We start from the raw sequence: 9,378 nt of genomic DNA, 5'->3' as shown, positions 1-9,378 counted from the left end.
TGCCGTCCGGAAGTCCGTTGATGAGATCGTTGATGATCTCCGCGACGGTCTTGGTCCGCAGCCCGTTGAAATCTAGTGTGTCCGGCATCTCAGCTCCCGGCCTCGAGCGCGAGGGTGTTGGATAACTTGGCCCCGAAGATCGTCTCGACACCAGCGTAGGTCATCGCCATCCTCCGCGTCTCCGGGTCGAAGGTGGCGGTCACGTCGCCCGGGTCGACCACTCCGAAGGACTGCAGGATGAGGATGGATATCTCGACGGGCAGGTTCTTGAGCTGCCCGAAGTCCAGCCGCCGGCGCCAGTCCACGCCGGCGTCGACGTCGAAGAAGCAGTTCCCCTTCCAGCTGAGGATCCTGGTCCGGATGTTCATCTCGATGGCTCGCTCTTCGCGGAGGTAGTTGCTCCGGCCCTTGCCGAATGTCCAGTCGCCGCCGGCGTCCAGGTTCCTGAAGATCATGGCGCCGCCGTGTAGAGCAGCTTCGGGAGGTTCGTGGCCGTCTGGTTGAGGCTCGCGAGGGACGACGCCGAGAGCGTGGCCAGCTTGCCGTTGAGGGTCGTGAGCAGCGCCTTGGTCGCCACGCTGAAGCTGTCCCCCCCCACGGTGGTGGCGCCCAGGAGGATCGTCACGAGCTGGACCAGCAGGCTGATGATGCTGTTGTCACCGTTGCCGGCATCCATGTTCTGGAGCTGTGTGACCAGGTCGCTGAGAAGGGTGAGGAGGTCCGCCTGGTCGTTGGCCACCCTGACCTTGCCGCCCTTGACGACCACCACGGCCTTGTCGTCGGACAGCCCAGCCTCGTCCGCGGCCAGAGCCAGGTGGGGGGCGTTGGCTTGGCTGTTGAGGCCCACCAGCGCGATCCCGTCGCTCAGGTGGTGGCAGCGGGCGTCCGCCGGCGCCGCTTGGCCTCCGTTCTTGGCCCAGGCCTCGAGGTTGCGGTCGGCGAAGATGACCACGCACTCGTCGTCCTTCGAGATCGGGAAGGAGACCGCGGCGCCGCCGCCCTGCAGCGTGAACACCGGGACGTCCACGAGGAGAGGGTAGGAGCTGGTCTCCCCGTCCGGGCCCACGCGCTTGAAGCAGGGCTGCACCTTCGCCGTGCGCTTGTCCGGGTCGTAGCTCTGCACGACGCCGGGCATCATCACGCGCAGGCCGTAGCGGACCTCGTCAGCCAGGGAGTCGAGGACCTCGCAGAGGCCGGGCGTCTGGGTCAGTTTCTCGGGAGGTGGCATATCAGGTCACGGGGTTGAACTTCTTGACCCCCACCCACAGATTCAGCCGCGTCGTCAGGTCGCCGCTTACCACGGCGCTGATGATCCCGTTGTGCCGCACGCCCATGGTCTTGTAGTCGCCGTTGAGGTAAGTCTCCTTGCTCTGGAGCTCAGCCATCATGCCCAGAGTAGCGCGGGGCTCAAACTCCATCTCCGCCTCCAGGAGCGTGGCCTGCCGGCGGGGCGTGTTGAGCAGCCCGGTCTCGGCCGAGATCACCGGCAGTCCGGAGCTGCCGGCCAGGGAATCGGTCCGGCGCATCACGTTGACCTTCTCCAGGTCTATCCAGGCCTCGGCGTCGTTAGGCTGGCTAGGGTCGGCCCCCAGATCCCGGATGAAAGCCTGCAACTCGTCCCAGGCGTTGCCGGAGAATATCCTCTCCTTGGCCAGCTTGCCGACGAAGGAGGACGAGATGATGCCCCTGGCCACGGTCGGCGCCAGGGCCGCCACCAGGTCGTTGAGGCAGTCCTTGAGGCCGTAGCCGGCCGGCCGGCTGATGTTGATGTCCCCGTTGGCCCTGGCGAAGCCGCCGTCCCAGCAGTCGATGGTCGTGAGCCAGTCCGGGCCCTGACGGTGGGAGAAGGCCGACGCGATGTTCCCCTTGAAGACCACGGGCAGCACCCCGTCGCTCTCGTAGCCGGCCTTGAGCTCCACGTGCTTGTAGACCAGCTGCATGGGGCGGTCTTTGCTGGCCTTGCAGTCGTACATGTCGTGGTAGATGTCCTTGCGGCGGTCCGGGCTGAGGTTGTAGAGGGTGAAGCGCCCCGTGCTCGAGCTGGAGAGGATCTGGCGGTTTATCCCCATAGTCAGCGTGATCGGGTACTTGACCGTGTGCTTGGCGGTCACGCCCTCCACCGTCATCTCGTAGGTCCTCCCGAGCTTCATACCGCTACTCCGAAGATCGTCTGCTCGACCTGCTCCACGTCCGCGGCCTCCAGGACGTAGAGCGCCGCGCGGCCGTTGGCGAAGTCCTGCTGGTTGACTGGGTCGGCCACCTTGTCCGTCGTCATGCAGCCCAGGCCGAAGCCCAGGATGCTCCGCCACTGCCGGAGCAGATTCGGGTTGCAGGAAACCCCCAGGCCGTAGATGGCGTTGGCCGGAGACGGAATCCGCGGGTGCTCGATGCTGAAGACCCACCGCTGCGTCATGGGGTTGTAGTCGAGGGTGACCGTGGCCACGGTTCCGTCGTCCAGGACCAGCTGGATGACCTGGTGCGGGTCGTTGGACACGTTGTCGATCTTCCTCACGGGGCCACCGCCGACACTGGAGTACTGGTCCCCTTGGTGTTGCCTTGGTTCACGCTCGATGACCGCTGCGCGGCCGCGGGCCCGGTCGCCTTGCTCTTGACCGCGGCCTTGGCCACCGTGATCTGCTTGAACGTGACCCGGATGTCGCTCCAGTCGTTGGTGTCCTCGGGCTGGATCATGACCACGCGCTCGATGGCCATGTTGTCGAAGTATCCCCACGGGGTACCGATGACGAAGACCTGCTTGGTGGCCTGCATGCCCTTGAGGGCGATGAAGGCCTTGACCTGGTTGGAAGGCTGCGCGGAGCGGAACAGGGAGACGAGCTTGTTGGCGCGCTGCACGGCCTGGTTGATCTGCACGGCGATGTTAGCGGCCTTGGAGAGCGCGGCGTTGACCTTGGCCAGCGCCGCCGGCGTGTAGTGACCGATGTAGGGCGGCACGATCGATATCCCGCTCTGCATGGCCCCGATGAGCTCGCCGATGACCTTCTGGATCCCGGAGTTGGAGAGCTCCCCCTGGAAGCCGTGCAGGGTTATCCGCAGGGGCTTGATCGCGATGTGGTCCTGGATCGGGGTGTTCTCCTCGGTCGGGTGGTCCGTGATGTCGGCCTGGCTGTCGAGCTCGCTCTGGCCCTCGTAGTCGAAGACGAAGCCGTTGATCTCGTGGTCCTTGGCCACGGCGAAGAACTTGGACGCGGCGACGTAGTTGGCGTAGTCGCCGCCGTAGGCGGGGATGCTCTGTGCGGGAGCGCTGGACTCACCGATGGCCATTGTTGCGCTCCAGGTGAGTCTTGTGCATCAGGTTGCCCCACCAGGACTCCAGGGCGTTCTTGATGTCGTGGCCGTCGCCGCCCTCGGCGTGGATGGTGACGGGAGCGTCGATCTTGGTGTTGCCGGGCCCGCCAGCGCTAGCCATCGCCAGGGTGGGCGACAGCGGCGGTATCCCGAGAGAGCCGAACACGTTCGGGCGATTCAGCGATCCCCTGTTCATTATGTCCATCGCGCTGCCGATCTGCTTGATCTTCGTGTCGGCGTCCTCGCCCCAGAACGACTTCAGCCCCTGGCCGATCTCCTTGAACACGCCCTTCTTGTAGTACTCGTAGAGCTTCTCCACGGCCCAACCGATGGCCAGCGCAGCAGCAGCCAGGGCGCCGAAGGAAAACACCAGCGGTATGACGGCGATGGCGATGGCCGCGAAGGCCAGGCGCAGCGCCCAGACCTGGGCCTCGTTGGTCTTGAGCCACTCCGCGGAGGCCTTCAGCATCTTTGCGTAGTCGGGCCCGAACGACTCGACCAGGCTGCGCTTGACCTGCAGCAGCGCACCCTGAAAGGCGCTCATCGACTCGTGCATATCCATGCCCAGCTTGCGCTGCTCGGCGTTCATCCCCTGGTACGACGCCAGGAGCTTCCTGAACTCCGCGTCGGTCTTGTTGAAGACCAGCAGCAGGGACGGGTCGATGCCCAGCATGCCCGCGATCTCCTTCTGCAGCGCCGGGGCCAGGGTCCTGAACTTCTTGCGCAGGACGGGCAGCAGCTTGATCGCGTCCATTCCCGTCGGGTCGATGCCCAGCAGCATGAAGGGCTTGAAGATGCTCTGGTCGCCAAGCTGGAAGCGCGCCAGGCCCGCCTGCAGGTTGCTCACGGAGGATAGGACGGCCTGGCCGCTGCTGCCGGCCTGGTCGGCCACGCGCTGCCAGCGCTGCAGCTCGTCCGCGGCCAGGCCCGTGGTGCCCTCGAAGAGCTTGAAGCCCACCGCCGCGTTGGAAAACTCGCCGGCCATGGCCATGAAGCCGGCGCCGAGGGAGGTCAGCGCCGCGAGCTCACCGATGGTGGAGGCCTTGAGGTCCCCCATCTTGCCGATGAAGTCGCGCAGGGAGACGGAGTCGCCGGTGATCCCCAGCTCGACGAACAATTCCCCGATCTTCACTTCTTCCCGCCCTCCCTGTTCAGCTCGATCGCGGCCCTCTCCAGTTCCACCGTGAAGGCCTCGTACTGCACGGTTTCCATCACCTCGTCCACCGGGGCCCGCTTCACGGCCCCCGGGTCACCGCCCCAGTAGCCCGACTTCGCCAACCGACAGGCCACACAGGTGGCCTCGTCTGCCTTTATGACGGTTTTTGGCCGCTTGAGCCTGTCGCGCGGCGCTCCGACAACCGCGAAAAGGTCTGTCGCAAGAAAGGGAGGCAGTTGACCTCCAGGATCCGCGCCCAGATGGCGAACATGTCCTCGCGGGCCGCCTCCCCGAACTTCTCGTCGTCGAACAGCGCCGGCGCGACCTTCAGCGCCAGGTCCGCCTTCTGCTCGGCCGGCGTGTAGGCCGCGCGTGCGGCGCACTGAAACAGGCCGGCCTCCACCTCGTCAGACGTCGCCACGCCAAGGACCGTGTTGACCAGCTGGCCGATGACGCCGCTGTGGTCGGCCAGGCTGCCCGGGTCCTTGGCCAGATCCGCGAAGTCGACCTTGGCGAGCTCGGCCGGGATCTCCGAGCCCTTGCAGGAGCGCAGCACAGCCTTGAACAGTGCCGAGGCGTCGGCGAACGGCGCGGGGTTTACGACCAGGACCGCGCCGGACTTCAGCGTGAACGTCTTGCTCCCCATCTCCCCTCCTCCCTGCCCCGCGGCTTACTGGATCGACCGGCTGGTGACGTTGGCGAACTGCATGGGGTAGACGGCCACGCCCTGCTCCACGTCGCCCTCCGCGCTGCTCTCCCCCTCGATCTCCTTCTTGAAGATGCCGGCCTGCAGCTGGTAGATGATGGTCTTGATGCTGCCCTTGCCGTCGCCCACGCGCTTGTTGTAGGAGCCCTGCATGAGGATGAACCCGGGCAGGTCGGAGAAGCAAGAGGACTTCTGGCTGTTGAGCCAGATGTCGTCCGCGGAACCGACCTGCACGCGGATCGTGAGGTCGGCCAGGCGCCCCTTCTCGTCCTTGGCGAAGAGCGTGTTTCCGTTCTTCGAGGCCTTAGCCTGCACCTGGTCGTTGGGGAACTTGACCTCCACGAACTTGCCGTCCGCGAAGTCGTGGAAGACGTGGCCGTTGAGGACCAGGGATTCACTGCCGACGAGTGTGTCGCCCATAGTGTTGCTCCTCCGTTAGGGGTTGACGATGACGGCGACGGCGGCCGAGTGGATGGCGCCGGCTTCCTTCAGGGCGATCTGGACCAGCGGGGCCTTGCGGTCCGCGCGGTCCGTGGAGCTCTGCAGCGCCACCGGCGTGCTGTAGACGTAGTAGCCGATCTCTGCCACGCAGCGCCGCAGGTCCACAGGGCTCCCGAAGGTCGTGGAGCTCTGCCAGCTCCCGGGGGCGGCGTAGCCGTTGGCGAGGGCCTTGACCAGCACCTGGCGGTAGGCGTCCTTCATCCCGTCCATTCCGCTCTCCGTCTGCGGGATCTTGAACAGGGTGCCGGCCAGGTAGTTGAACCCCGCCACCTGCAGCGCGAACTTCAGCCAGTAGCGGCAGTAGACCTGGTCCCAGTAAGCGTTGGCTCCGCTCGTGAGGACCTCCTGGACGCCCTGCACGTAGGGGTAGACGTCCACGCCCGCGGTCTTGGCCGCCAGGAGCACGGTGTCGTCGATGGTGGTGTCGGGGTCGATGCCGACCAGTTGCTTGAGGTTCATGGTCCCGACCTGGCCGCCGTCGAAGTCCGCGGACAGCGCGCGGCCGAGGTAGGCGGCCGCGAAAATCCAAGGTTTCGCCGTCATGCCGTAGTAGAGGCCGCGGGTGTTGGTCTTGAGCGCGGTGCGCAGCAGGTCCAGGGCCTCTCCGGGGTCCAGCTCGGAGACGTCGCTGGAGGCGTAGGCGAGGACCTTGTCCAGGGTCTGCACGTAGGTGGACAGGCCCGCCAGGTCGACGACCTCTTCGTCGATGAGGATGCCGAAGAAGAAGACCTTCGGCGCGATGCGGGCGATGCAGTCCGCAATGCTCTCTATGTCGACGCCGCCGGCCAGGTGGGTGGCCGACACCGCGACCTGGGCGGTCCCCGCCGTGCCGGTGATGCTGAAGGACACCGGCAGCAGGGCAGTGGGATGGGCCACGTTGTAGGCGGTCAGCGCGGCCAGGACCTCGGTGGCGGTGCTCACCCCGGACGCGATCTGGACGCTCACCGCGCTGCCGGCCACGGAGACGACCTCGGCCCCGTGAGTGGCCCCGGTCGTGTAGGCGATGGTGATGTCGTCGCCGTCCTCTTCGGCTACGATCGCCGTGTAGAGGATGTCCTGGATCGTCTTCTTGGCGGCCACGGCGGCGATGCGCGGCGCTATGACCAGGTACCCGTTGGTCAGCAGCATGTTGGGGTTCTGCGCGAAGACGGCATCGGCGATGGCGGCGGCCTCGGACTCCGAGCCGCAATCCGCGGCGACGGCGGCCGCGTCCTTGTATATCCCGAACACCTTGCTCTGCGCCCAGCCGGCGGGCCGGGCCTCCTTGGAGGCTAGCAGGATGGTGTTGACGTTGGGGATGCCCAGGCCGGTCGGCGTGGCCGACACGGAGATGGAGATGACGTTGGCGAGGGAGACGCCGACGGCGGGAGAGCTGCTCATGATTGGGTGACCTCCGGGGTTGTGATCAGCGGCGACGGCGCCGGCGTCGTGAACGGCGTGCCGTTGGGGTACTTGTCGATGAATGCGCCCGCCTTGACCTTGCGGTGCAGGGCGTTGACCATCACGGTGGTCGTGTAACGCTTGAGCCGGCCCGAGGGCTCGACGTCCGAAACGTCCACGAGGGCGGACGGCTGTCGGGCGATCTTGATGCGGTTCTCCACCATGGCCAGCTCGGCGGCCTGTGAGCCCAGGGCCATGACGACCTCTTCCTTGCGGACCCGGGCGCTGTCGTCGTAGCTCATCACGTCGACGGATATGGCGTGCTGCATGGAGACTTCCTGGATCTCCTGGTTCGTCGCTGGGTCAAAATAATTGGACGTCCCCAAGATGCGCCCAGGGGTTACGTAGCGCAGCGCGACGTAGAGCCCCTGCGCTGCCGGGATGTCCCACTTCTCGTCGCCGATCATGACCTGGCCGGCCGCGAGCTCGAGCTCGGCCTGCAGTACGTCGCCCACCACCTTGATGGGCTCCTTGGCGGACGTCGTGGCCGGCATGGGGGGCGTGGTCTTCATATCGCGGGCCACTCGTGCAGGTCGTACTGGTAGAAGCCCGCCTTACGCCAGTTGGCGAAGGCTGCCACCCGGAACTGCACGCCCTCATCGTCCGTGACGATGTAGTCGACCTTGAGCCTGGTCGAGCTCACCAGGACCTCCCAGCGCCAACTGCGCTGCCCCTCGGGCTTGTACTCGACCTGCTGGGGCTTCATCGGGAACATCGCGCCCTGGAAGGGGACGGGGTCGCTCTCGGTCTCCACCGAGACGTGGTCCTGAGCCACCTTGCCGGTGACCTTGAAGGTGGCCTGGTCCGTGAGGCCGGCCAGCGCGGGGCTCATGTCGGGCAGCGGCATCAGACCCCCACCACCTTGGACGCGATCGCTCGGCGCAGCTGCGCGCTCTGGATGAGGATGCTGGCGTGACTGGCGCCCTCTTCGATCTGCTCGGCCGCCATCTGCCGGCGCCGCTCCAGGCTGCCCCTGAGCTTGCCCAGGAGCGTACGGTACTTCAGCTGGGGCCAGAAGCCCCAGCAGCCGGTCTGGAAGGCCGCGTCCACCACGTTCTCGGCCGCCTTGCCCAGGCGCTTGCAGAACCCCACCACGTCGCGGTACATGAGGTCCTTGAGGTGCTTCTCCCGGATCTCGCGGCCGATGAACTCCTCGCCCTTCATGATCAGCGGGGTCTTCAAGAAGGACCGCTGCGGTATCTTCCGCTCCACCGAGCCGTACTCGTGGACGGCGCCGATTTCCGCGTTGGTCAGGGCGCCCTTCTTCCGGCTGTTCTTGTCCCCGAAGATGCCCACCCGGATGCGGTAGCGGCCGCGCAGGGCATTCAGGGACGCGGCCAGGCTGTCCAGCTGGCTGAGGTCTCCGTACATCCTGGGCTTCTTAACGCTCATCGGCGTTCGGGGTGGTGAGCACGTTGGGCAGCCCGGGCATCCCCACGCCCGGGTCCTGCTCGCCGGCCACGACGCCGCCGACGCCCACCATGTAGGGGGCGACCGCGGCCAGGTAGGCGATGCCGTACTGATTGCACATCAGGTACTGGAGGGACGCCGACTCCCGGATCCGCGCGGGGAGCGCCTCGCGCGCCAGGGAGACGGGGCCGACCGACTGCGTGTTGAGCGGGCCCAGGCCCCCGCCCTTGTTCGCCATGCCGCCGCCGGCGGACCCCAAACCGCCCACGTTGTCGAGGTTCCGCCGCAAGTAGAAGGCGGTCAAGAGGAAGAACATCTCCGTGTCCGGCCAGAAGCCCGGCACCGCTTGACTCATCGCCAGGGCGATGTCCTTGTCGCGGACCTTGTCCAGGCCTGGACCGTAGTGGAAGTCCCGGTCGAACCGGTCCTTGAAGTCCGCGGCGGTGGCGGGCGGCGTGGGCATGGCGCTCCGGTCAGGAGGCTACTTGTCCTTCTTCGCCGGGCCCGCGGGGGCCTTCGGGGACTTCGCCGGGCCCGCGGGGGCCTTCGGGGACTTCGCCGGGCCCGCGGGGGCGTGCTCCGGATCCGGGGCCTTGCCGGCCAGCTGGTCCTGCAGGCTCTTGACCTGCTTCTTCAGCTGCTCGTTCTCGGCCGCGATCTCCTTCAGTCCCTTCGCCGCCGGGCCCATCTTGGCCACGTCTTTGAGGTCCTTGTAGCTGAGCATCTTCGCGGCCTCGGCTCCGGAGAGCAGGTGTATCTTTCCCGGGAGGAGCCTGCCCTTGGACGTCCGGTACTCCCTGCGGCCCGCGTTGAGGACTTGCACTTCAGCCATGGTCATCTCCCTGCTGCTCACGGTATG

General features: G+C 66.5%; 14 protein-coding genes. All 14 read right to left on the bottom strand.

Features of this window, described 5'->3' with window-relative positions:
- Nucleotides 1-89: 89 nt before the first annotated feature.
- The 14 genes from NTY77_05680 to NTY77_05615 all read right to left on the bottom strand — a co-directional run bounded on the left by NTY77_05680 (nt 90) and on the right by NTY77_05615 (nt 9,351).
- Nucleotides 90-455, bottom strand: a complete 366-nt coding sequence (locus NTY77_05680; GenBank protein ID MCX5794964.1) for a hypothetical protein — start codon at nt 453-455, stop codon at nt 90-92.
- A complete protein-coding gene (locus tag NTY77_05675) occupies nt 452-1,228 on the bottom strand; it encodes a Gp138 family membrane-puncturing spike protein (GenBank protein ID MCX5794963.1) in 777 nt (258 codons plus the stop codon). Before NTY77_05675 ends, NTY77_05680 begins: the two co-directional genes overlap by 4 nt.
- Nucleotide 1,229: 1 nt before the next feature.
- Nucleotides 1,230-2,150 (bottom strand): hypothetical protein, encoded by a 921-nt coding sequence (locus tag NTY77_05670; protein ID MCX5794962.1) that lies wholly within the window; start codon nt 2,148-2,150, stop codon nt 1,230-1,232.
- Nucleotides 2,147-2,512: a hypothetical protein gene (locus NTY77_05665; GenBank protein MCX5794961.1), complete on the bottom strand. Its 366-nt coding sequence runs from the start codon at nt 2,510-2,512 to the stop codon at nt 2,147-2,149. Before NTY77_05665 ends, NTY77_05670 begins: the two co-directional genes overlap by 4 nt.
- The gene (locus NTY77_05660) at nt 2,509-3,282 is read right to left on the bottom strand and encodes a hypothetical protein (GenBank protein ID MCX5794960.1); all 774 of its coding nucleotides are present in this window, start codon (nt 3,280-3,282) and stop codon (nt 2,509-2,511) included. The genes NTY77_05665 and NTY77_05660 overlap by 4 nt, the downstream gene beginning before the upstream one ends.
- The gene (locus tag NTY77_05655) at nt 3,269-4,438 is read right to left on the bottom strand and encodes a hypothetical protein (GenBank protein MCX5794959.1); all 1,170 of its coding nucleotides are present in this window, start codon (nt 4,436-4,438) and stop codon (nt 3,269-3,271) included. Before NTY77_05655 ends, NTY77_05660 begins: the two co-directional genes overlap by 14 nt.
- A 178-nt stretch (nt 4,439-4,616) precedes the next feature.
- The gene (locus NTY77_05650) at nt 4,617-5,108 is read right to left on the bottom strand and encodes a hypothetical protein (GenBank protein ID MCX5794958.1); all 492 of its coding nucleotides are present in this window, start codon (nt 5,106-5,108) and stop codon (nt 4,617-4,619) included.
- 24 nt (nt 5,109-5,132) lie between these two features.
- Nucleotides 5,133-5,588 carry a hypothetical protein gene (locus tag NTY77_05645; GenBank protein ID MCX5794957.1) on the bottom strand — a complete coding sequence of 152 codons (456 nt, stop codon included), beginning with the start codon at nt 5,586-5,588 and terminating at the stop codon, nt 5,133-5,135.
- Nucleotides 5,589-5,603: 15 nt separating this feature from the next.
- Nucleotides 5,604-7,049: a DUF3383 family protein gene (locus NTY77_05640; protein MCX5794956.1), complete on the bottom strand. Its 1,446-nt coding sequence runs from the start codon at nt 7,047-7,049 to the stop codon at nt 5,604-5,606.
- Entirely contained in the window at nt 7,046-7,621 is a 576-nt protein-coding gene (locus tag NTY77_05635) for a hypothetical protein (GenBank protein MCX5794955.1), read from the bottom strand. The genes NTY77_05640 and NTY77_05635 overlap by 4 nt, the downstream gene beginning before the upstream one ends.
- A complete protein-coding gene (locus NTY77_05630) occupies nt 7,618-7,956 on the bottom strand; it encodes a hypothetical protein (protein ID MCX5794954.1) in 339 nt (112 codons plus the stop codon). The genes NTY77_05635 and NTY77_05630 overlap by 4 nt, the downstream gene beginning before the upstream one ends.
- Nucleotides 7,956-8,501 carry a hypothetical protein gene (locus NTY77_05625; protein ID MCX5794953.1) on the bottom strand — a complete coding sequence of 182 codons (546 nt, stop codon included), beginning with the start codon at nt 8,499-8,501 and terminating at the stop codon, nt 7,956-7,958. The genes NTY77_05630 and NTY77_05625 overlap by 1 nt, the downstream gene beginning before the upstream one ends.
- The gene (locus NTY77_05620) at nt 8,491-8,982 is read right to left on the bottom strand and encodes a hypothetical protein (protein MCX5794952.1); all 492 of its coding nucleotides are present in this window, start codon (nt 8,980-8,982) and stop codon (nt 8,491-8,493) included. Before NTY77_05620 ends, NTY77_05625 begins: the two co-directional genes overlap by 11 nt.
- Before the next feature lie 18 nt (nt 8,983-9,000).
- Nucleotides 9,001-9,351 carry a hypothetical protein gene (locus NTY77_05615; protein ID MCX5794951.1) on the bottom strand — a complete coding sequence of 117 codons (351 nt, stop codon included), beginning with the start codon at nt 9,349-9,351 and terminating at the stop codon, nt 9,001-9,003.
- Between the last annotated feature and the right edge of the window lie 27 nt (nt 9,352-9,378).

It is taken from the genome of Elusimicrobiota bacterium (assembly GCA_026388095.1).
Classification (GTDB): Bacteria; Elusimicrobiota; Elusimicrobia; order UBA1565; family UBA9628; genus UBA9628.
This window is presented reverse-complemented; position numbering and strand designations above follow the sequence as displayed.

Excerpts from the sequence above, each read along its gene's own strand:
- NTY77_05645 (MCX5794957.1), bottom strand. The coding sequence starts at position 5,588 with ATGGGCGACACACTCGTCGGCAGTGAATCCCTGGTCCTCAACGGCCAC.
- NTY77_05630 (MCX5794954.1), bottom strand. The coding sequence starts at position 7,956 with ATGCCGCTGCCCGACATGAGCCCCGCGCTGGCCGGCCTCACGGACCAG.
- NTY77_05670 (MCX5794962.1), bottom strand. The coding sequence starts at position 2,150 with ATGAAGCTCGGGAGGACCTACGAGATGACGGTGGAGGGCGTGACCGCC.
- NTY77_05675 (MCX5794963.1), bottom strand. The coding sequence starts at position 1,228 with ATGCCACCTCCCGAGAAACTGACCCAGACGCCCGGCCTCTGCGAGGTC.
- NTY77_05635 (MCX5794955.1), bottom strand. The coding sequence starts at position 7,621 with ATGAAGACCACGCCCCCCATGCCGGCCACGACGTCCGCCAAGGAGCCC.
- NTY77_05660 (MCX5794960.1), bottom strand. The coding sequence starts at position 3,282 with ATGGCCATCGGTGAGTCCAGCGCTCCCGCACAGAGCATCCCCGCCTAC.
- NTY77_05640 (MCX5794956.1), bottom strand. The coding sequence starts at position 7,049 with ATGAGCAGCTCTCCCGCCGTCGGCGTCTCCCTCGCCAACGTCATCTCC.
- NTY77_05620 (MCX5794952.1), bottom strand. The coding sequence starts at position 8,982 with ATGCCCACGCCGCCCGCCACCGCCGCGGACTTCAAGGACCGGTTCGAC.
- NTY77_05650 (MCX5794958.1), bottom strand. The coding sequence starts at position 5,108 with ATGGGGAGCAAGACGTTCACGCTGAAGTCCGGCGCGGTCCTGGTCGTA.
- NTY77_05615 (MCX5794951.1), bottom strand. The coding sequence starts at position 9,351 with ATGGCTGAAGTGCAAGTCCTCAACGCGGGCCGCAGGGAGTACCGGACG.
- NTY77_05625 (MCX5794953.1), bottom strand. The coding sequence starts at position 8,501 with ATGAGCGTTAAGAAGCCCAGGATGTACGGAGACCTCAGCCAGCTGGAC.
- NTY77_05680 (MCX5794964.1), bottom strand. The coding sequence starts at position 455 with ATGATCTTCAGGAACCTGGACGCCGGCGGCGACTGGACATTCGGCAAG.